General features: G+C 62.8%; 20 protein-coding genes and 1 tRNA gene. 8 read left to right on the top strand and 13 right to left on the bottom strand.

Going from position 1 to position 21,054, the window contains the following annotated elements:
- The first annotated feature begins 58 nt into the window (after positions 1–58).
- Entirely contained in the window at positions 59–2,512 is a 2,454-nt protein-coding gene (locus ACF8K2_RS23770; RefSeq protein ID WP_312152433.1) for a TonB-dependent siderophore receptor, read from the top strand.
- Between the two features lie 38 nt (positions 2,513–2,550).
- Here ACF8K2_RS23770 and ACF8K2_RS23765 read toward each other — a convergent pair whose 3' ends face one another.
- From ACF8K2_RS23765 to ACF8K2_RS23755, 3 genes are all read right to left on the bottom strand, one after another.
- Positions 2,551–3,711, bottom strand: coding sequence for an MFS transporter (locus tag ACF8K2_RS23765; protein ID WP_392467992.1), 1,161 nt, complete (start codon positions 3,709–3,711; stop codon positions 2,551–2,553).
- Between the two features lie 124 nt (positions 3,712–3,835).
- Positions 3,836–3,979 (bottom strand): hypothetical protein, encoded by a 144-nt coding sequence (locus tag ACF8K2_RS23760; protein ID WP_264234708.1) that lies wholly within the window; start codon positions 3,977–3,979, stop codon positions 3,836–3,838.
- Positions 3,980–4,074: 95 nt separating this feature from the next.
- The gene (locus ACF8K2_RS23755; protein WP_312152438.1) at positions 4,075–5,289 is read right to left on the bottom strand and encodes an MFS transporter; all 1,215 of its coding nucleotides are present in this window, start codon (positions 5,287–5,289) and stop codon (positions 4,075–4,077) included.
- A 190-nt stretch (positions 5,290–5,479) separates the two neighbouring features.
- Here ACF8K2_RS23755 and ACF8K2_RS23750 point away from each other — a divergent pair, with 190 nt between their 5' ends.
- Positions 5,480–6,403, top strand: a complete 924-nt coding sequence (locus ACF8K2_RS23750; RefSeq protein ID WP_392468100.1) for a FecR family protein — start codon at positions 5,480–5,482, stop codon at positions 6,401–6,403.
- Between the two features lie 96 nt (positions 6,404–6,499).
- Positions 6,500–6,576: transfer RNA gene (locus tag ACF8K2_RS23745), tRNA-Met, on the top strand.
- A gap of 57 nt (positions 6,577–6,633) precedes the next feature.
- On the opposite strand, the gene ACF8K2_RS23740 is transcribed toward ACF8K2_RS23745, so the two are convergent.
- Entirely contained in the window at positions 6,634–7,251 is a 618-nt protein-coding gene (locus ACF8K2_RS23740) for a LysE family translocator (RefSeq protein WP_392467988.1), read from the bottom strand.
- Between the two features lie 205 nt (positions 7,252–7,456).
- Here ACF8K2_RS23740 and ACF8K2_RS23735 point away from each other — a divergent pair, with 205 nt between their 5' ends.
- Positions 7,457–8,374, top strand: coding sequence for a LysR substrate-binding domain-containing protein (locus ACF8K2_RS23735; protein WP_392467985.1), 918 nt, complete (start codon positions 7,457–7,459; stop codon positions 8,372–8,374).
- On the opposite strand, the gene ACF8K2_RS23730 is transcribed toward ACF8K2_RS23735, so the two are convergent.
- The 4 genes from ACF8K2_RS23730 to ACF8K2_RS23715 form a co-directional block, all read right to left on the bottom strand.
- Complete coding sequence (locus ACF8K2_RS23730) at positions 8,314–8,898, bottom strand: D-Ala-D-Ala carboxypeptidase family metallohydrolase (RefSeq protein WP_392467982.1); 585 nt, start codon at positions 8,896–8,898, stop codon at positions 8,314–8,316. The two genes, ACF8K2_RS23735 and ACF8K2_RS23730, sit on opposite strands and share 61 nt — an antisense overlap.
- Before the next feature lie 147 nt (positions 8,899–9,045).
- Entirely contained in the window at positions 9,046–9,684 is a 639-nt protein-coding gene (gene can, locus ACF8K2_RS23725) for a carbonate dehydratase (RefSeq protein WP_186554220.1), read from the bottom strand.
- 51 nt (positions 9,685–9,735) lie between these two features.
- Complete coding sequence (gene rimI, locus ACF8K2_RS23720) at positions 9,736–10,191, bottom strand: ribosomal protein S18-alanine N-acetyltransferase (RefSeq protein WP_186554221.1); 456 nt, start codon at positions 10,189–10,191, stop codon at positions 9,736–9,738.
- On the bottom strand, positions 10,188–10,976 hold the full coding sequence (locus ACF8K2_RS23715) for an energy transducer TonB (protein ID WP_392467979.1): 789 nt from the start codon (positions 10,974–10,976) through the stop codon (positions 10,188–10,190). Before ACF8K2_RS23715 ends, rimI begins: the two co-directional genes overlap by 4 nt.
- A 263-nt stretch (positions 10,977–11,239) precedes the next feature.
- On the opposite strand from ACF8K2_RS23715, the gene mksB reads away from it, so the two are divergent.
- The 3 genes from mksB to mksF are packed head-to-tail and all read left to right on the top strand — an operon-like array spanning position 11,240 to position 16,033.
- Complete coding sequence (gene mksB / locus ACF8K2_RS23710) at positions 11,240–12,508, top strand: Mks condensin complex protein MksB (RefSeq protein WP_186554223.1); 1,269 nt, start codon at positions 11,240–11,242, stop codon at positions 12,506–12,508.
- Positions 12,498–13,205, top strand: a complete 708-nt coding sequence (mksE, locus tag ACF8K2_RS23705) for an Mks condensin complex protein MksE (RefSeq protein WP_186554224.1) — start codon at positions 12,498–12,500, stop codon at positions 13,203–13,205. The genes mksB and mksE overlap by 11 nt, the downstream gene beginning before the upstream one ends.
- A complete protein-coding gene (mksF, locus tag ACF8K2_RS23700; RefSeq protein WP_392467975.1) occupies positions 13,202–16,033 on the top strand; it encodes an Mks condensin complex protein MksF in 2,832 nt (943 codons plus the stop codon). The genes mksE and mksF overlap by 4 nt, the downstream gene beginning before the upstream one ends.
- A 108-nt stretch (positions 16,034–16,141) precedes the next feature.
- On the opposite strand, the gene ACF8K2_RS23695 is transcribed toward mksF, so the two are convergent.
- The 5 genes from ACF8K2_RS23695 to rplU all read right to left on the bottom strand — a co-directional run bounded on the left by ACF8K2_RS23695 (position 16,142) and on the right by rplU (position 19,826).
- Positions 16,142–16,603, bottom strand: coding sequence for a CreA family protein (locus ACF8K2_RS23695; protein ID WP_392467973.1), 462 nt, complete (start codon positions 16,601–16,603; stop codon positions 16,142–16,144).
- 4 nt (positions 16,604–16,607) lie between these two features.
- A complete protein-coding gene (gene proB, locus ACF8K2_RS23690; protein ID WP_186554227.1) occupies positions 16,608–17,726 on the bottom strand; it encodes a glutamate 5-kinase in 1,119 nt (372 codons plus the stop codon).
- A 76-nt stretch (positions 17,727–17,802) separates the two neighbouring features.
- On the bottom strand, positions 17,803–19,029 hold the full coding sequence (gene cgtA, locus ACF8K2_RS23685) for an Obg family GTPase CgtA (RefSeq protein ID WP_392467969.1): 1,227 nt from the start codon (positions 19,027–19,029) through the stop codon (positions 17,803–17,805).
- Between the two features lie 186 nt (positions 19,030–19,215).
- Positions 19,216–19,473, bottom strand: coding sequence for a 50S ribosomal protein L27 (rpmA, locus tag ACF8K2_RS23680; protein ID WP_101316402.1), 258 nt, complete (start codon positions 19,471–19,473; stop codon positions 19,216–19,218).
- 38 nt (positions 19,474–19,511) lie between these two features.
- Positions 19,512–19,826, bottom strand: coding sequence for a 50S ribosomal protein L21 (rplU, locus tag ACF8K2_RS23675; protein ID WP_011532169.1), 315 nt, complete (start codon positions 19,824–19,826; stop codon positions 19,512–19,514).
- 245 nt (positions 19,827–20,071) lie between these two features.
- Here rplU and ACF8K2_RS23670 point away from each other — a divergent pair, with 245 nt between their 5' ends.
- Positions 20,072–21,040, top strand: coding sequence for a polyprenyl synthetase family protein (locus tag ACF8K2_RS23670; protein ID WP_392467964.1), 969 nt, complete (start codon positions 20,072–20,074; stop codon positions 21,038–21,040).
- The last annotated feature ends 14 nt before the right edge of the window (positions 21,041–21,054 follow it).

Here is a 21,054-nt window from a genome sequence, read left to right as displayed (position 1 = left end):
GCTCGGCCTGAAGGAACAAAGCCCGAAAAGTGGTCTTCACAACCTTCAGGAGCGCGTCATGATTCACCTTTGTTCTCTCCGCAACGACAGGCTACGCCACGCCGTACGCGCCGCCGTGCTCGGCTTGAGCCTGGCGAGCAGCTGCGCGCTGCCGCTGGTGGCCCACGCAGCGGCCAGCCAGAGCCAGCAGTTGGACTGGAACATTGCCGCTGGCCCATTGGCCCCTGCGCTGGACCAGATGGCCCGGCAAGGTGGCCTGAACCTGTCGTTCGATGCGAACAGCCTGCAAGGCAAGACCACCCGCGGTGTGCAAGGCCACTATGACAGCGCCCAGGCCCTGTCGATTGTGTTGCAAGGCAGCGACGTGCAGGTGCAACAGGAGAGTGACAAGAGCTTTTTGTTGATCCCGGCAATCGACACTGGCTCTGCGTTGGAGTTGGGAGCGACCAGCATTTCCAGCAATCGCTTGGGTGAAGTCACTGAAAATACGGGTTCCTACACGACTGGCGCGGTGACCATCGGCAAAATGCCACAGACCCTGCGCCATACCCCGCAGTCGGTAACCGTGGTCACCCGCCAGCGCATCGACGATCAGAACATCACCAACCTCACCAACTTGCTCGAGCAGACGCCGGGGGTGGTGGTCAACTACACCGACAGCGAACGCGTTCAGTATTACTCCCGCGGCTTCGCCATCGATGCCATCCAGTATGACGGCGCCACCGTGGTGCAAAGCAGCGGCGGTGGTTCATTCATTCAGAGCGATTCGGCCTTCATCGACCGCGCCGAAATCCTGCGCGGCGCAACCGGCATGTTGCGCGGCGCGGGCAACCCATCCGGCACCGTCAACCTGGTGCGCAAACGACCAACCCACGACTTTCAGGCCCAGGGCTTGGTCACCTTGGGCTCGTGGAACGCTCAGCGCTATGTCGCTGATGTTTCCGGCCCGCTGAACGAAACGGGTAACGTTCGCGGCCGAGTCATCGCCGTGCATGATGACCGCGACCTGTTCCAGGATTCGCGGATGGAGCGCAAGGAGGCCTTCTCCGGCCAATTGGCCTTCGACTTGAGCGAGAGCACAACACTGACTACCGGCGTTGAATGGACCAAGCTCGATGCCACCGGAGCCTGGGGCAATTTGCCGGCCAATTTCGACGGCTCGCCCCTGCCACTGGGCCGTAGCACGTACCTGGGCGCCGAATGGAACCGCTGGGATCGCAGCAATCTGCAGACCTTCGCAGAACTCGAGCATCGCTTCGACAACGACTGGACGCTCAAGCTGATGGCCCTGCGCACTCACTTCGAGCTGGACGACAATGGTTTCAAACAAACCTACATGTCGCGAGCCAGCGCCACCAACCCTTACTTGATGACCTACCAGGTCACTGAAGGGGACGGCGGTGAAAGTCTCCAGAACAACCTCAGCGCTACCCTCAATGGCCCCTTCGAGCTGTTGGGCCGCACCCACGAATTGATGCTGGGAGTAGAGCGAATCCGCAACGACTCCTACGCCTCCGGCACCAATCGCGTGGTGTACTCGGACATCATCGACATCCGCCACTGGGACCCCAAGACCAGCTTGCCAGAGCCCACCATTGACGGTATCCCCCATCCGTTACGCACGCGCACAACTCAAGAGGCGGCACATGCGACATGGCGGATTTCCCTGGCAGATCCATTGACCGCCGTAATCGGCGCACGGATCAATTGGTACGACTACGAACAGGAGTTCGCCGCTGCAGCTGACAAGACATTCAGCATCGACGAAGAGATCGTGCCCTACGCGGCGCTTATCTACGACCTGAATGACAACTTCAGCGTCTACGCCAGCTATACCGAAATCTTCAACCCACAGACGGTTGTGGATAAGAACCTGACGGTGCTCGACCCGGTAGTGGGCGAGGCTTACGAGACCGGGATCAAAGGCGAGTTCTATGACGGGCGCCTGAATACCTCGCTGGCCTTTTTCCGTATAAACCAAGTCGGCACGCCGGTAGATGACTTCTCGACAGAACCCGGCTGCGGCGGTGGTACCGCTCGCTGCAAAATCGCCTCTGGCAAGAGCCGCAGCGAAGGCATCGACCTGGAAGTGAGCGGCGAGGTCTTACCCGGCTGGCAGCTAACAGGCGGCTATACCTACAACACAACCGAGTATGTAAAGAACACGGCGGCCACCAATGGCGACGCCATCCGCACCACCGACCCTGAGCACATGCTGCGCGTGTTCAGCAGCTATCGCCTGCCAGGTGCACTGGATGCCTGGACCGTTGGCGGCGGCGTGCAGGCGCAGAGCAATATCTATGCGCAAAGTGGCACCGCCAAGGCAACCCAATCGGGATATGCGGTCTACAACGCGCTGCTCAAATACCGCTTCAACGATAACTACACGGTTCAGTTGAATGCCAATAACCTGTTCGACAAGAAGTACTACCGACAGATTGGTACGACTGCCACGGGCTATTACTGGGGTGATCCGCGCAATGTGTCGGTAACCCTGCGCGGGACTTTCTGAGCCAAACGAGGGCTCTGCCCTCGTTCACGGTAAAGACATTACTCAGCCACCGCCTTGAGCCTTCCTGCCCGGCGATACGACTGCCGGGCAAAGCACACGAACAACCCCGCCATCAGCGCCAGGGCCATCGGCAAGCCGTGCGGGGCAACGCCCATCGCCGCGCCACTGACCAATGGCCCGACCAGGCTGCCGACACCCCACAGCAAGCCGACGCTGGCATTGGCCGTAACCAGGTCACGGCCCTTGAAGCGCTGGCCGATCAACACCAGCGCCAAGGTATAGATGCCACCGGCAACCGCGCCCAGCAGCACCAGCATCGGCCACAGCAGCCAGGTCAGGTTGAGCAGCCACGGCAGAGCGATACCGATCGCCATCGCTATCAAACCGCAGAGCAAATGCAACCCGGTCCGCTCGACCCGGTCAGCCAACCAGCCCAACGGCAACTGGAACAGCATGTCGCCAGCGAACACCACGGTCACCATCAGTGCCGCCACCGCCACGGCAAAGCCATGGCTGCTGGCGTATACCGGCAGCAACGACAGCACCACGGCGTCGAAGAACGAGAAAAACAGCACGGCCACGCACAGCGCCGGGGCCACGCGGAAGAACCCGGCCAGGGTGAAGCTCTTCTCGCCGTCATCTTCGTGCTGCACATGGTCGTTCGGCACGGTCACCAGGATGCACAGCAAGGCCAGGCCATAGCAGGCCGTCACCACGCCGGTGACCCAAGGGCTGTTGGCGCCGACCACCGCCAGCATCGCCGGCCCCAGCACCTGGAACCCGGTGAAGCTAGTCGCATACAAGGCCATGATCTTGCCGCGATTGTGCTCAGGGCACAGCTCGTTGACCCACGACTCGCCAAGGATGATCGCAATCCCCATGCCCAGGCCCAACCCCAGGCGCAGTAGCGCCAGCAGCCAGATCGAGGAGAACGCCCACTCCAGCAAGCCAATGCTCAAGGTGCACAGGCTAAAGCACAGCAGGTAGATGGTGCGCCGGGTCAGGTGCCGGCAGCAGGCATCGACCATGAACGCCGAAAGCATCATGCCCGCTGCTGGAATGGCCGACAGAATACCGATCTCAAGGGTGCTCGCGCCCGCCTCATGCAGACGCAACGACACCAGCGGCAGGCTCGCCCCCAGGCTGAAACCCACGACCGAAACGGCGAACAACAGGCCCGCCAGCAAACGCATGTTCATTACCACTCCTTGCAAGCCGACGCACCTAGGCCTTGCTGGCCCGGTCGGCTTAAAATCACTGAAAAATGTTCGCACGCGAACGCCCGCAATCACGCCGGGGAGGCGTTGGACGCAGGCACGCGGATCAGCTCAGGGCAAGGTGTGGCGAGAAGGTGAAGGCAAACAGCACGCTGCGCCGCCGCTTGAGCACCGTGTCGCTCGGCCAGGCACGCCGACAGGCCTGGGCAGCAGGCTGGCGGGCTTGGAGGAGACGCTGAGTACGGCGCATTGCATCGACTACGCAGGTAAAGAGGAGGCGGCACTCTAGGCCAAGGCTGATCGATTCGTCAATTGTTGGGACCGCGCGAAGCGGCCCCAACAATCTCAGCGCTTACCCGTAGACGGCAAGAACACCGCCAACAAGCCAAACAGCGGCAGATACGAGCACAACCCATACACATACTCGATCCCGCGCAAGTCGGCCACATAGCCGAGCAGCGCCGCGCCAATCCCGCCAAAGCCAAACATCAGGCCGAAGAAGATCCCGGCAATCATGCCGACATTGCCCGGCACCAGTTCCTGGGCATACACCACGATGGCCGAAAACGCCGAGGCGAGGATAAAGCCGATCACCAGGCTCAGCACCGTCGTCCAGAACAGGTCGGCATACGGCAGGGCGAGGGTGAACGGCGCCACCCCAAGAATCGAAAACCAGATCACCGCCTTGCGCCCGATGCGATCACCAATCGGCCCACCGAAGAAGGTCCCTGCCGCCACCGCGCCAAGGAACAGGAACAGATGCAGCTGGGAGCTGGCCACCGACAGGTCGAACTTCTCGATCAAATAGAAGGTGAAGTAGCTGGTGAAACTGGCCATATAGAAGTACTTGGAGAACACCAGCAGGCCGAGCACGATGAGCGCAGCGATCACCCGCTGGCGCGACAGGCCATGGGTCGCCTGCACCGCCTTGCGCGCCTTGGCCTGGTTGAGGTGAGCCTTGTACCAGCGGCGCAGCATCAGCGTCACGGCAAAGAAGAACAGTCCTGCCAGGCCAAACCAGGCGACATGGCTCTGGCCGAACGGAATGACGATCGCCGCCGCCAGTAGAGGGCCGAACGCGGAACCGGCGTTGCCCCCGACCTGGAAGGTCGACTGGGCCAGGCCAAAGCGCCCGCCCGAGGCCAGGCGGGCGATACGCGAGGTTTCGGGGTGGAAGGTCGAGGAGCCGATGCCGACCAGCGCCGAGGCCAGCAGAATCATCGGAAAGCTGCCGACGAACGCCAGCATCACAATCCCCACCAGCGTGCACAGGGTGCCCAGCGGCAGCAAGTTAGGGGTCGGACGCTTGTCGGTGAAAAAACCTACCCACGGCTGCAACAGCGAGGCGGTGATCTGGAACGTCAGGGTGATCAGGCCGATCTGGGCGAAGCTCAGGTCGTAGTTGGCCTTGAGCATCGGATAAATAGCCGGCAGCACCGACTGGATCAGGTCGTTGATCAGATGCGCCAGCGCGCAAAAGCCGATGATGCGCATCACCAAGGGGTTGGCGCCTTGGGCAGCCGACACAGGGGTGGTGGTCTGGGTACTACTGATGGCCATGGGCTAGATATCCGTCCGCAGGTTTGGGATCCGATTATCGGGAAACAAATAGATACATAGCTAGCTTTTTTGCCACCGGTCCGCCACGCACTTGTAAATGGTTCTCAATATATTTAGCATCCATGGCACATTGCCCTGCCACTATTGCGCGACTACGCCCTTTCTCGCGAGCAACCCGACCATGATCCCGATGCCCGCCCTGCAGCTTCAGCCCGACCCCGAACGCGAGGCGCTGGAGTGGTTCTCCCGCCTGCGCCAGCCCGGTAGCGACGAGCAGCTACGCCGCGCCTTCGCCGCCTGGTGCCAGGAGCCTGACAATGCCCGTGCCTATGCCGAACTCGAGGCGTACTGGCAGCAACTCAAGCCGCCCACAGCTCGGCCGCGGCCACGCCTGCTCAAGGCCCGTCGCAGCCATCTGGGCAAGGTTTTGGCAGCACTGTTCCTCTTGCTGCTGGCAGCCCTGGCCTACCTCTACTGGCCGCTGATGCAGCGCCTGGCCAGCGAGCTGCATACCGCCAGCGGCGAGCGGCGCAGTGTGCGCCTGGCCGACGGATCGACCCTGCACCTGGACAGCGCCAGCGCGATGAACGTCGATCTGCGTGGCCGCACACGCCAATTGCATCTGGTGCAAGGGCAAGTCTATCTGGAGGTGATGCTCGATGGCCGGGCAATGGAAGTACAGGTCGACGATGCGCGGATCCAAGTGTTTGGCACTCGCCTGATGATCGCCCGCACGCCCGCGCACGACGAACTGGTGGTGCTCAACGGCAAGGCGATGGTTATTCAGGGGGGCGACCAGCGCATGGTGTCGGCCGGCGAGCGGGTGACCTTCTCCGACAGCCGCATCGATCCGGTACAGAAGATCGACGCCAAGCACGCCGATGCCTGGCGCAACGGTCACTTGCTGGCCAAGGACATGCCATTGGCGCAGGTCCTACAGCGCTTGGCCGGCTACCAGGGCAAGCGCGTCTGGCTGATGGATGAGCAAACCGCCTATCGCCGCGTCAGTGGCGACTTCAACCTGGATCGTCCGGCAGAAAGCCTGGAGCAGCTCGCCAGCGAACAGCTATTGCAGCTGCACAGCCTGCTTGGGCAGTGGCTGATCGTCCGCTGAATCGGCCCTAGCCGGCTAAGCTTTTGAAAGCGTGTAAATTTTTTTTGAAATGAGTGTTGACAGAGGGGCGTTTGAAGAGAATAATGCGCGCCAGTTGGCTACATAGCTCAGTTGGTTAGAGCATAGCATTCATAATGCTGGGGTCCGGGGTTCAAGTCCCTGTGTAGCCACCAAATTCGAAAAGGGCTTACCGCAAGGTAAGCCCTTTTTCTTTGTCCGGGCAAAAGCCATCAGCGCACGCCTGACACCATCACCGCCAAGCCCAGGCCAATCAGTGCTACACCTATCAGCCGATCGACCACCACCTGCCGCTCGATCATGGCCTTGCGCAAGGCTGCACTGGAAAAGAACACTGCCACCAGGCTGAACCACAGCCAATGGGCCACGGACATGAATGCGCCATAGGCGAAGTCCACTGCCAATGGGCTACCTGGCTGGACCACCTGGGTATAGGCACTGACCACGAACAGCATGGTCTTGGGGTTTAGCGCGTTGGTCAGAAAACCGCTGCGCAATGCCATCCACAGGCTTGCACTGTCATCCTGCCCGAGCCCATCAAGGCGAATCCGCGTGGAGTTGGTCAGCGACTTGTAGCCCAAGTAGATCAAGTAACCCGCCCCCAGCACTTTCATGGCCAAAAACAGCGCCGGGCTTTGGCTGATGATCACGGCAATCCCCAGCACGGTGTACAGCACATGCACCTGCACGCCCAATGCAATGCCCAACGCGGCTGCCAGTCCAGCTTTGCGGCCCTGTGCATAACTGCTGCGGGTGACCATGGCAAAGTCCGCGCCCGGGCTGATGACAGCCAGGATTGTAAACAGGGCGACGGCGATCAATTCATTCACAGGATATGTCCTCGATAGACAATGAAAATGCACAGAGCGCTGATTATCGAAGGCTTATCCACAGGTAAAAATCGATTTATAGTGCGACTGATCCGCTAGTTTTATTCACATATTCTCTTTGTCTGTACCGGCATCATCGCGGGGACGTGGCCCCCGTGGGAGCGGGCTTGCCCCGCGATGAGGCCCGCACAGCCGACACAAAAAAATGAAAACACCCCCACTCAACGCCTTTCGCTACTTCGACATCGCCGCACAAACCGAGAGCTTCGTGCGCGCCGCCGAGCGCCTGCACGTCACCCACGGCGCGGTCAGCCGCCAGGTGCGCCTGCTTGAAGAGAGCCTCGGAGTGGCGCTGTTCGAGCGGCGCAACCGGGCGATTTTCCTCACCCCCGCCGGGCGCGATTTGCACGCCGCGACCCAATCGATCTTCGAGCAACTGCAAAGCGCCGTGCAGCGCGTGCAGCAACAAGAGCAGGACAAGGTGCTGGTACTGTCCTGCGAGCCGACCATCGCCATGCGCTGGCTGATCCCCCGCCTGCCCGGCTTTCACGCTGCCCATCCAGATATCCAGCTGCATCTGGTCGCGGCCGGCGGCCCGGTGGATTTCGCCCGCGGCGGTATCGACCTGGCGCTGCGCCGCGATGATTTTCACTGGGACCGCCAGCTGCACAGCCTGAAGATCTGTGACGAATGGGTCGGCCCGGTCTGCCGCCCAGGCCAGGATCAGCGCCTGGATGGCCAACGCCTGCTGCACAGCCGCACCCGGGCAGACGCCTGGAGCAGTTGGTTGCGTTTGAGCAAACAGCACGCCCGGCATACCGAGCGCAGTGACTATGAGCATTTCTATCTGTCGATCCAGGCTGCCAGCGCCGGCCTAGGGCTGGCGATCGCCTCGGCGCTGATGGTGCGTGACGAGCTGGACAGTGGCCAGCTACAAGCCCCATTCGGCTTCTTGCGGGACGGCTCGGCCTATCACCTGCTCAGCCCGCAACCGCTGCAAGACGGCAGCCAACGGCAACGCTTCGCACAATGGGTGATCAACGAATGCCAGGCTTGCCTGACTCACTTGGGCTTGACGCAGAACGACGAATCAGCGCTGCCATCACCACCCCAGGTGCGATAACCCGCCGTGTCGATATGAATGCGCCCCGACGGATAGCGACCCAAGCCCATGTTCCAGGCCTGGCCGTGTTGCTGCCAGAAGCTGCACAGTGGATTGGGATCGGCCCAGGCGGGCAACAACAGGTCGACAGCGAACGCCCGGGTATGCGCGCTACCCACCGCGCCACCGGCGCAGGCGTTGAGGCGTGGGTCGCGATAGGCCGAGACCACCTCGAATTGGCGCAGCGCGCCCCGGTCGTCGAGGGTCTTGATCAAGGCCAGGGTCGAGCGTACCGCCGGCCACTGGCTGGCGGGCGGTACGGCGAAGGGTGAAGCCCGGCACAGGCGCCAATCAGAGGCTGAACGCAGCAATTGATGGATCGGCACGATGCCGTAGAGGCGAGCATCGACCAGCATCTGGCGAAACGGCCGGGTCTGATGATCTCCCGCCCATTGGGCGAACATCCACAGGTCGCGCTCGTCGGCCTGGGTGACTGCAGCGCTCAGCAGACCCGCTGCCAGGATCAGTTTCCTTGCTCGCTCCATCCCTGCCCCCCCCCTATCCGTCGGCTGCCTGAGAGGCAGTTAAGCACGGCGAGCCGCTGCGCGACTCGTTCGCGGGCAAGCCCGCTCCTACAGGGAGCGGACTTGCCCGCGAACAGGCCACCCCTGCTCACGCAATACTCAGAGGCTTTACTCCAATGGCCGCAAGCGATACTGCGGCGGCAACTGGGCAAAGCCGCTGATGGTGGTGTCCAGGCTCTTCCAGCGGCCATCCTTGATGCCATAGATGCAACCATGGATCGACAGCTCCTGCCCCCGGTGCCAGGCATTCTGGACGATGCTGGTGTGCGCCACATTGGCCACCTGCTGGATCACGTTCAGCTCGCACAGACGATCGACCTGTGCATCGATGCTGTCCAGCTTGGCCAGCTCGCCACGCTTCTCGTAGTACAGATCGCGGATCGAGCGCAGCCAGCCATCGATCAGGCCCAGCTGACGGTCCTGCATGGCCGCACGCACCCCGCCGCAGCCATAGTGGCCGGTCACCAGGATGTGTTTGACCTTGAGCACCTCGACCGCGTACTGAATCACCGACAAGCAGTTGAGGTCGGTGTGCAACACCACGTTGGCGACGTTGCGGTGCACGAACAGATCACCCGGCAGCATGCCGACGATCTCGTTGGCCGGCACCCGCGCATCGGAGCAGCCGATCCAGAGAAATTCCGGCGTCTGCTGGCGGGCCAGCTTGGCGAAGAAATCGGGATCGCGCTGGGTAATGGCATCCGCCCAGCGCTGGTTGTTGTCGATCAATTCCTGCAGGTCGTGCATGGTCTTGCCTCATCAGGTTATGCCTGTGTGACTCGACCTACCCCTGCGGGGTCACTCTTCGAATAGAGTGCAGGCCATCACCAGGGCGTCTTCGCGTCCTCCAGCCATCGGGTAGTAGTCCCGACGCCGACCGACTTCGTTGAATCCGTAGCGTTCGTACAGGCGGTAGGCCGACTGGTTGCTTGCGCGTACTTCCAGGAAGCACTCGCGGCCGTTGAGCTGATAGGCCCGTGCCATCAGGTGCTCGAGCAGGCGCAGGCCCAGCCCGCAGCCCTGGTTTTCCGGCTTGACGGTGATATTGAGCAGATGCGCCTCATCGATGATCACGTTGATCACGCCATGGCCAACCTGCTGCTGACCGTCGAACATCAGCCACACTTCATATGACTTGAGCGCATCCTGGAAGATTCCACGGGTCCAGGGATGACTGAACGCGGCATATTCGATCTTAAGCACGGCATCCAGATCCGCCTCGGTCATCGGGCGGAAACTGATCGAATCACTCATTCAACGCTCTTCCAGCGCGCCATCAGCTGGCGCATCGCTTGCCAGACGTCCGCTTTGCGTTGCGGCTCGTCCATCAACAGTTCAAGACCAGGCAAGGCCCAGGCATCGCCCAGACCGTCGACCTTCAGTTCTTGGTAATAGGCTTCAGTCTGAACTTCAGCGGCAAAGCGCAGCGCTGGCAGGCCGACCAGCCACAGGCAGGTGCAGGGGGTTTCTTCCAGCCGCGCCTGGATAAAACCCTGGACGAAATCGCGGGCGGCTTCCGGGCCTTGGTCCATATTGCCGCGCACCAGCAGCGGCCAGCGCACCGGCTCGCCGATGATTTGCGGCGCATCGGGCAGACCGGCGGCGCGCAGCATGTCCTTGAGCAGCAGGTAGGACGGGTCGCGGCTCTGGAACGGCTGGCCGGTGGCAAGCTCGACCAACAGCAGGCAACTGCCGGCGCGCAGCAGCTGCAAAGCAAAACGTGGCGGTGGCACCGGTGCCGGGCGTACCACAGGCGCGGTTTCTTCGGCCTCGACCTCCTTGGGCGCAGGCTTGGCGGTGCTGGCTGGGCGAGGTATCTCGATTTTCGGTCGTTCGCCGGAGCGCGCTTGTGGCGCAGCTGGCGGCGGCGTAGCGCTGGGCGCGGCAGGGCGGACGTCGAACTCGATGTCCTCGACTGGCGCCTGCGGCAACAGCAGCTCCGGGCGCGACGGCGCGGCGAACGGCAGTTCGGCGCGCGGCAGCCAATGCACCACTTGCATGGCGCAAAGGTAGGCGCGGCGGCGGGACTCGATCAGCACAGCACGGTCATCCAGGGAGAAGTCAGTCGGCCATTCTACCGCCCTTGGCCGGCTTGCGCCGCTACTGGCTGGCGGAAATTTGTTGCCTGCACTGACGCCATCGCGGGGCAAGCCCGCTCCCACGAAGCGCCCCGACACGAAACTGTCCCGCGATAAGGGCGCTGCAGACCCTGCAAATCCTCATTACAGACCAAGGGGTGAAATCCTCCCCCCCGGATGCAGTACAATCGCCGCTTTTAACTTGGCAACGAGTCGACCCGCCAATGATCGAACCCAAGCGCGTCCTGCGCGCCCTAGCCGAACACTGGGCATTGATCGAGCCGCTGTGCGAGCGTTTCGACCAGGGCACCCTGAGCCTGATCGAGCTGCGCCAGCAACTGGGCCGCCAGCAGGTGGAAAGCACCCCGCAGGACATCACCCAGCTACTCGATGTGTGGATCCGCCTGGATATCCTGGTGCCGGTGGCGAAAAGCCCGAACCGTTTCGAGCTCAACGCCCAGATCCACGACTTCCTCGCCTACCTGCGCCGCGAACACCGCCTGGGCCTGTGCCTGGAGATCGAAGCCTACCTGCGCCACCTGGAGCGGTTGGCCGGGCATATCCAGGACGCCTTCGACAACCGCGACAGCGACGATTTGGCGCGCCAGCTGCGCCTGCTCGACATGCGTGTGCGCGACGTCCTCAAGAAGCTCGACAACGACGAGCAGGCGTTGGTCGCCGTGGCCGAACGGGCCAAGACCAGCAACCGCCAGATCCCCCTGCGTCAGCGCTATGCCGAGGTCCTGGCGACCTGGGACGAGTACGTCGAGCCGATGATCCAACTGGTCAACGCCGACGGCGCTTTCGAGCAAGGCGTGCGCAAGGTCGAGACCGTGCTGCTGCGCCTGCTCGGCGAACAGGCGCGACTCGGTCACCTGGTCGATGACGACATGTTGCTGCGTACCCACGCGCGCATCCTTGAGATGCAGACCAGCGCCCAGCTGACCCTGCGTCACGCCCGCGAGCTGCTGCTGCCGCTGCGCGAAGAAGCGCGCCGGCATAACGCCGTGACCCGCGGCGCCGCCCTGGCCCTGTCGGTGATCCGCCGCAAAGGCATCGACGCCGTGCCACAGGCGGCGATGCCGATGTTTACCCGTCCGCAGAGCACCTTCCTCGGCAGCGCCAGCCAGGTCGAGGCCTACGTCTATGCCCTGGCCCGCTTCGAGCCCAAGCCTGCGCGCTTCCCCAAGGCGCACAAGACCAACAAGGGCCCGGCGCCGCGCGCGCCGCGCACGGTCAAGGAAATGCTCGAACGCTGCCAGGACGCCCTGCCCCTGCCCGACCTAATGGTCTGGCTGCTGGAGCAGGAGCCCGAAGGCGCCACCGACGAACTGCTGTACTGGTTCTCGCGCCTGTCGCGAGAAAAGCGCTTCAGCCGCGAACGCCTCGAGCGGCGTGACTACACCACCCGTGAACACCTGGTGAGTCTGCGCTCGTTCGCCCTGACCGCACCATCGCCTGAATCCAACGCGAGCCCAGCCAATGCATCTTGATCTTTCCGAACTGTCCCAGCTCGCGCCGATCTTCCGCGAGCTGTTCAAGGGCTTCCATGTCAGCCGCCGCGACCCGGAGCTGTACGCCCAGCTGTCGAACTTCCAGGACCAGTACCGCACCCTGTTCAAGGCCCTGGGCTTCGAGCTGGTGTGCGATACCCGCGGCTTCTACTATTTCGTTCCGGAGCTGGCTGCCGCGCAGGTCAACAAGACCGCCCAGCGCCTCTCGCTGTTCACCTTCATCCTGGTCGAGCACCTGGCCGACCAGGGCCGCGACCCGATTGCCGTGCTCGATGGCGGCAGCATTGGCCGCGATGAACTGCCGTCGCTGCTGGAAAAATACCGCGACCTGTTCATCCAGGCCGAAGTGCAGACCGTCGACGAGCTGGAAGAAAAGATCCTGCGACGCATGACCCAGCTGGGCTTCGCTCATGAAGAAGGTGGTATCTACCGCTTCCTGCCGCCGATGCACCGCTTCCTCGATGTGTGCCTGTCGGTCCAGCAGGACCGCGACCTGGCCGCCACCCTGCACAGCGACCTGCCCCTGCCGACGCCGGTACTGGTCGAAGAAGAAAGCCCCGAGGAGCTGGCGCGCACCGACGACCCGCTCGACCTGAGCCCGTTCGACGGCGAGGAAAGCGAAGAAGACGCCCTGGCCCGGGCCATCCGCGAAGAGCAACAGGAGATTGACGCATGAGCCAGGAACGCTACGGCATCCGCCGCTTCGCATTGCTCAACACCGCCGGCTACAGCCTGGGCCTGTTCCCCCTGGAACACCCGCTGTCGGTCTACGGCGCCAACAACCTGGGCAAGTCCGCCTCGATCAACGCCTTGCAGTTCCCGATCCTGGCGCGCATGTCCGACATGAGCTTCGGCAAGTACAGCCTGGAGCAGTCGCGGCGCTTTTACTTTGCCAGCGACACCAGCTACATCCTCTGCGAACTGAACCTGCCGCACGGCCCGCACGTGATCGGCGTGGTCGGCCGCGGCCCAGGCGGCGGTTTCGGTCACCAGTTCTTCGCCTACCAGGGCGAGCTGGACCTGTCCCACTACCAGAAAGACGACACCTGCCTGCGCCAGAAAGAGCTGTTCACCAACCTTGAGCGCAACGGCCTGAAGGCCTACGAGCTCAAGCCGGACGAACTGCGCCGGCTGCTGGTCGGTGGCCACACCTCGGTGCCGTTGGACCTGACCCTGATCCCGCTGCGCTCGACCAGCGAACAGAGCCTGAAGACCTTCCGCGCCCTGTTCATCAACCTGCTGCACATGCGCGAGATCACTGCCGCCAAGCTAAAGCAGCTGTTCCTCGATGCCTTCGAGCACAGCCTGCGCTCCGGTAGCGTCGACTACATCGCCGCCTGCGAAGAAGCCTTCCGCGACGTACGCCGCATGGAAGGCGACTACAACGCCCTGGTCGCTGCCGGGCCACTGGTCGAGGCCCTGGCCGGCGGCGTGGCCCAGCGCGACATCCTGCGCGGCAAGCTGCATCGCCTGTCGCCGCTGCTCGACAACCTGCTGGGCACTTGGCAGGACTACGCCATGGCGCGCAAGGAAGAGCTGGTGATCCAGTCCGAGCACTACCGCGCCGAGCAGGACCGCCTGCAAAACGACCAGCGCGGCGGCACCCAGGAGCTGATGCGCCTGGAGCGCGAGATCACCGGCATCCAGCGCTGGTTGGGTGAACTGTCGGTGCTCAAGCATCGCTTTGCCCTGGTCACCGACGTCAAGGTCCTGGAGCAGCAGTTGCTCGCTGCCAAGGACGCCCACGATGAGCTGGCCGGCGCCCTGGCCCAGTCGCGGCAGTTCTCTGCCGAAGACCTCGACGAGCGCGTGCGCGATCTGGAAAAGCGCGTCAAAGCGGTCAAGCAGCAGCTCGAGCACGCCGACAACAACAGCTACGCCCGCCTGCGCGAAGAGTTCTCGCAGCAGGACGTCGACCGCCTGATGCGCCTGTTCAACGGCGCCCTGTTCAGCCTACCGCTGGGCGAGCGCGGCATCGAACTGGACGACAGCGACCTGTGGGTGAAATCCCTCGAAGCCGTGCTCGATAGCTTCAAGGGCGAGCGTTTCGAAGCGCCTGGCCTGTCCATCGACCTGTCGCACATCGATCCCCCAGCGTTGCAAGCACTGGCCGACCGCGCCGCCCTGCGCGACCAGAAAGACCGCCTGGATCGCGAGCTCAAGCAGCTCAAGACCCAGCAAGCAGTAGCCGCCGACCGTTCGGCGAGCAAGGCCCAGACCGAAGCCCTGTATCAGCAGGTACTGGATGCGCAGAAAGCCCTGGAAGACTTCCGCCGCACTGAAACCCTGAGCGCCGAAGAGCCGGAGAAGCTCGAGCAACTCAGCCAGCTGGAAGCGGCCCAGGACGAGCTCAAGCGCTCCAGCGACGCCTTCACCGAGCGCGTTCAGCAGCTCTCGGCCAAGCTGCAACTGGTGGGCCGGCAAATCGCCGACCTCGAAGCCAAGCAACGCACCCTCGAAGACGCCCTGCGTCGTCGTCAGCTGCTGCCGGCCGACCTTCCGTTCGGCACGCCGTTCATGGAGCCGGTGGACGACTCGATGGACAACCTGCTGCCGCTGCTCAACGACTACCAGGACAGCTGGCAGGGCCTGCAACGGGTCGACAACCAGATCGAGGCGCTGTACGCCCAGGTACGCCTCAAGGGCGTGGCCAAGTTCGACAGCGAAGACGATATGGAGCGTCGCCTGCAGCTGCTGATCAACGCCTATTCGCACCGCACCGAAGAAGCCCTGACCCTGGCCAAGGCCCGCCGCGCTGCGGTCACCGACATCGCCCGGACCTTGCGCAACATCCGCAGCGACTACGACAGCCTCGAGCACCAGCTGGCCCTGTTCAACCGCGAGATCAACAAGCGCCAGGTGTCCAACCTGGAGAGCTTCCGCGTGGTGCTGGCGCCGAACAAGGAAGCGCTCAAGCACATCGACCAGATCATCCACAGCGCCGGCCAGTACGAAGAAGGCGAAACCCTGTCGGTGTTCGACCTGACCCAGAGCGCCGACCAGGATCACAAGAACGAAGAGGCCAAGGAGTATCTGGCGCGGCTGGTGGCGGCCAACCACAACCAGCTGGGCCTCAAGGACCTGTTCGAACTGGCGTTCGAGATCACCAAGATCAACAGCCAGCCGGTGATCCACGCCGACATCGACGGCGCCGCCTCCAACGGCACCACCATGACCATCAAGGCGCTGACCAACATGTACTTGTTGCTGCACCTGATGGACCGTGACCTGGCCGGACGTATTCGCCTGCCCTACTACCTCGACGAGGCGGCAGACATCGACGAACGCAACCAGGCGGCGCTGCTGGAAACCAGCCAGCAACTGGGCTTCGTGCCGATTCTGGCGAGCGTCAAGCCGCAGGTGTCGGCGCGGGTGGCAATCGATCTGGAAGGGGGTAGCGGGCCCAATGGTATCTACATCGACGAGTCGGACTGGAAGTACATCAGCCGCATCGATGAAGTGAAGGCCATCGTTCGCGAAGATCAGGCCGAAGAATTGGCCTGATCAGGGCGTAGAACCCTCGCGGGGCAAGCCCGCCCCCACGAAGCCCACCCAGCATGGCGGGATGGCATCGTGGGAGCGGGCTTGCCCCGCGATCATTTCAACGCAGTCTTACTGCGCCCACGGCACGATCGGAATCGCCGTCACCGCATTTTGCGGGCTGCCTTCGATCAGGCGGTCGCTGTACACCAGATAGACCAAGGTATTGCGCTTCTTGTCGAGGAAACGCACCACCTGCATGGTCTTGAACACCAGCGAGGTGCGTTCCTTGAACACTTCCTCGCCATCCTTGAGTTCGCCCTTGAAGTTGATCGGCCCAACCTGGCGGCAAGCAATCGACGCCTCGGCGCGATCCTCGGCCAAGCCTAAACCACCCTTCAACCCCCCGGTCTTGGCCCGCGACAGGTAGCAGGTCACGCCCTCGACCTTGGGATCGTCGAACGCCTCGACGACAATCCGGTCATTAGGCCCGACGAACTTGAACACGGTGGACGCCTGGCCAACTTCCTCGGCACTCGCGACCATCGGCAGCGCCAGCGCCGCCACGGCAATCAGCCTTTTCAACACAGTCATTTCCTCAGACCAGAACCAGGTTATCGCGGTGCACCAGCTCAGGCTCTGCGCTATAGCCGAGCAGGGCTTCGATGGCATCGGACGGCTGGCCGATGATCTTCTGCGCTTCCAGGGCACTGTAGTTGGCCAGGCCACGCGCAACCTCTTGGCCATCAGGGCCGACGCAGACCACCATCTCGCCACGCCGGAAGCTGCCTTGGACGGTTTTCACCCCAACCGGCAACAGGCTCTTGTTGGCCCCACGCAGGGCCTGTACGGCACCGGCGTCGAGCACCAGGGTGCCACGGGTCTGCAGGTGGCCAGCCAGCCACTGCTTGCGCGCCGCGAGCATGCCGCGCTCGGGCGACAGCAAGGTGCCCAGGCGCTCGCCGGCCTTGAGCCGATCGAGCACGCGCTCGATGCGCCCGCCGACGATGATGGTGTGGGCGCCGGAACGCGCCGCCAGGCGCGCAGCGCGCAGCTTAGTCTGCATGCCGCCACGGCCCAGCGCACCACCTGTGCTGCCAGCCACGGCATCCAGCGCCGGATCATCGGCGCGGGCTTCGAAGATCAGCTGGGCATCGGGATTGTTGCGTGGGTCGGCGTCGAACATGCCGTCGCGGTCGGTGAGGATCACCAGCAAGTCGGCTTCCACCAGGTTGGCCACCAAGGCGGCCAGGGTGTCGTTGTCGCCAAAGCGGATCTCGTCGGTGACCACGGTGTCGTTCTCGTTGATCACCGGCACCACACCCAGGTCAACCAGGGTGCGCAGGGTGCTGCGGGCATTGAGGTAACGCTTGCGGTCGGAAAGGTCGTCGTGGGTCAGAAGAATCTGCGCGGTGTGCTTGCCGTGCTCGCCGAAGCTCGACTCCCAAGCCTGCACCAGGCGCATCTGGCCCAGCGAAGCAGCAGCCTGCAGCTCGTTCATCGCGCTCGGTCGCTTGCTCCAACCGAGCTGGCTCATGCCGGCGGCCACGGCCCCAGAGGAGACCAGCACCAGTTCCACGCCTGCTTCGCGCAAGGCCACCATCTGCTCGACCCAAACACCCATGGCGCCGCGGTCCAGGCCCTTGCCATCCGCGGTCAGCAGGGCGCTGCCGATCTTCACGACCCAGCGCTTCGCGCCCGTCACCTTGCTTCGCATCTTCTTCCAACCTATGTCGAATCTGTAGATACCAAAACGCCGCTCATTTGAGCGGCGTTTAGTGTACTGCAACCGGTCAGTCGCGCACGTAAATGATTTCCGGACCGTCTTCGTCGTCCTCGAAATCATCATCCCAGTCGTCATCGTCGCCGATGTCATGCACGCTCTTGACGCCAGTACGGCGCAGAGTGCGGGCATCGTCCAGGGCCTGCAACTGAGCACGGGCTTCGTCTTCGATACGCTGATCGAGCTCGGCCAGCTCTTGGGCGTAGGCCGGGTCGTTGGCCAGGCGATCGGCGCGGTCTTCGAGATAGCGCATCAGGTCGCGGCTGAGCTGCTCGGTACCCTGCTTGGAGATGGCCGAGATCACGTAGACCGGACCTTCCCACTGCAGGCGATCGACCACTTCCTTGACGCGCTCGTCGCGCTCGTCGTCCATGATCATGTCCGACTTGTTCAGCACCAGCCAGCGCTCGCGCTGGGCCAGCGACGGGCTGAAGCCGGTCAGCTCGTTGACGATCACTTCAGCAGCATCGGCCGGGCTGGTTTCATCCAGCGGCGCCAGGTCGACCAGGTGCAGCAGCACGCGGGTTCGGGCCAGGTGCTTGAGGAAGCGGATACCCAGGCCGGCACCGTCGGAGGCACCTTCGATCAGGCCCGGGATGTCGGCGATGACGAAGCTCTTCCAACGGTCGACACTGACCACACCCAGGTTCGGCACCAGGGTGGTGAACGGGTAGTCGGCGACTTTCGGCTTGGCGGCCGAAACTGCGCGGATGAAGGTGCTCTTGCCGGCGTTGGGCAGACCGAGCAGGCCGACGTCGGCCAGCACTTTCATTTCCAGCTTCAGGTCACGCTGATCACCCGGCTTGCCTGGGGTGGTCTGGCGCGGTGCCCGGTTGGTGCTGGACTTGAAACGGGTGTTGCCCAGGCCGTGCCAGCCGCCTTGGGCGACCATCAGCTTCTGGCCAGGGGCGATCAGGTCGCCGATCACTTCCTGGGTCGAAGCGTCGATCACCGTGGTGCCGACCGGTACGCGCAGGATCAGGTCTTCACCCTTCTTGCCGGTGCAGTCGGTGCTGCCGCCGTTGGCGCCGCGCTGGGCTTCGTGGTGACGGGTGTAGCGGTAGTCGACCAGGGTATTGAGGTTTTCGTCGGCGATCATGTACACCGAGCCACCGTCGCCACCATCGCCACCGTTGGGGCCACCGTTCTCGATGAACTTCTCGCGGCGGAAGCTCATGCAACCGTTACCGCCATCACCGGCTTTGACCCGGATCGATACTTCGTCAACAAACTTCATAAAAACCGCCTCTCGTCAGGTGACGAGCTGAAATGACTCAAAAACATGAGGCTCTTGCAAAAATGAGCGCGGCGACCCCGATACGCAGAGACCAACGCCGGCAGCCCAGGCAAACAGCTTTGCAAGAGGCTCACCACAAACGAAAAAGCCCCGTCGCATGACGGGGCTTCTCCAGCGACAGCGCGATTAGCCCGCGACGACGCTCACGTAACGGCGGTTGAACTCGCCTTTCTTCTCGAACTTGATCACGCCTTCGATCTTAGCGAACAGGGTGTGATCTTTGCCCATGCCAACGCCGTAGCCGGCGTGGAACTGGGTGCCGCGCTGGCGGACGATGATGTTGCCGGCCTTGATGACCTGGCCGCCATACATCTTCACGCCAAGGCGTTTCGATTCTGAGTCGCGACCGTTACGAGTACTACCACCAGCCTTCTTGTGAGCCATGGTTCAATTCTCCAAATAAATTCAGGGGATCTAGGAAATTAAGCCTGGATGCCGGTGATTTTGATCTCGGTGAACCACTGGCGGTGGCCCATACGCTTCATGTGGTGCTTACGACGACGGAACTTGATGATACGAACCTTGTCGTGACGGCCTTGCGAAACGACTTCAGCAACGACCTTGGCACCAGCAACGACTGGAGCGCCGATGGTAACGTCGTCGCCGTTGGCGACCAGCAGGACGCGATCGAAAGTCACGGATTCGCCAGTAGCGACTTCCAGTTTCTCGATCTTGAGGAATTCACCTTCAGCGACTTTGTACTGCTTGCCGCCGGTAACGATTACTGCGTAAGACATGGTATTTCTCCGATAATCCTGCTCACCCAGCTCTTTATATGATGAGTATTGGCTGGCATGGCTGCACAAGGCTGGAACGGCCCGGCGCAATTGCGTAAGGCAGGTGCTGCCCAGGAAAGTTAGGGTGCGCGATTGTACGCAACCCAAGATTGCCTTGCAAGTCCCGCCCCCGGCCGCCAGGCACCGTGCCTTGACACACCGGGACCCGCGACCTAGCATGCCGCGCAACCCCAATGGAGCAGCCGATGCAACCCCAAACCTTCTACCGCGCGGTAGCTGACGATTTCAGCGCCGTCGACGAGATCATCAAGAAGCAGCTGACCTCGCGCGTGCCGCTGGTATCGAAGATCGGCGACTATATCACTTCCGCCGGTGGCAAGCGCCTGCGCCCCCTGCTGGTGCTGCTGTGCGGCAAGGCATTGGGCCGCGAAGGCGACGACCTGCGCTTGCTCGCCGCGACCATCGAGTTCCTGCACACCGCCACCCTGCTGCATGACGACGTGGTCGACATGTCGGGTATGCGCCGTGGTCGCTCCACCGCCAACGCCCTGTGGGGCAACGCGCCGAGCGTGCTGGTCGGTGACTTCCTCTATTCGCGCTCGTTCGAAATGATGGTCGAGCTGGGCTCGATGCCGGTCATGCAGATCCTCTCCAAGGCCACCCGGGTCATCGCCGAAGGTGAAGTGCTGCAGCTGTCGCGGGTACGTGACGCCAGCACCACCGAAGAGGTGTACATGGAGGTCATCCGCGGCAAGACCGCGATGCTGTTCGAGGCGTCGACCCACAGTGCCGCGGCACTGGCCCAAGCCAGCAACGAACAGCGCGAGGCCCTGCGCACCTTTGGCGATCACCTGGGCGTGGCCTTCCAGCTGGTCGACGACCTGCTCGACTACAAGGGCGACTCGCAAACCCTGGGCAAGAACGTCGGCGACGATCTGGCCGAGGGCAAGCCGACCCTGCCGCTGATCTACACCATGCGCGAAGGCACTGCCGAGCAGGCTGCCCTGGTGCGTCAGGCGATCCAAAAAGGTGGCCTGGATGATCTGGAGCAGATCCGCGCAGCCGTGGAAGCCTCTGGCGCCCTCGACTACACCGCGCAGATGGCCCGCGACTATGTCGCTCGTGCCATTGCCTGCCTGGAAGTGCTGCCAGCCAGCGAATACCGCAATGCGCTGGTCGAGCTGAGTGAGTTTGCGGTCGCTCGTACCCACTGATATCGCGTAACACC

It is taken from the genome of Pseudomonas sp. xss_2 (assembly GCF_043104195.1).
Lineage (GTDB): Bacteria > Pseudomonadota > Gammaproteobacteria > Pseudomonadales > Pseudomonadaceae > Aquipseudomonas > Aquipseudomonas urmiensis.
This window is presented reverse-complemented; position numbering and strand designations above follow the sequence as displayed.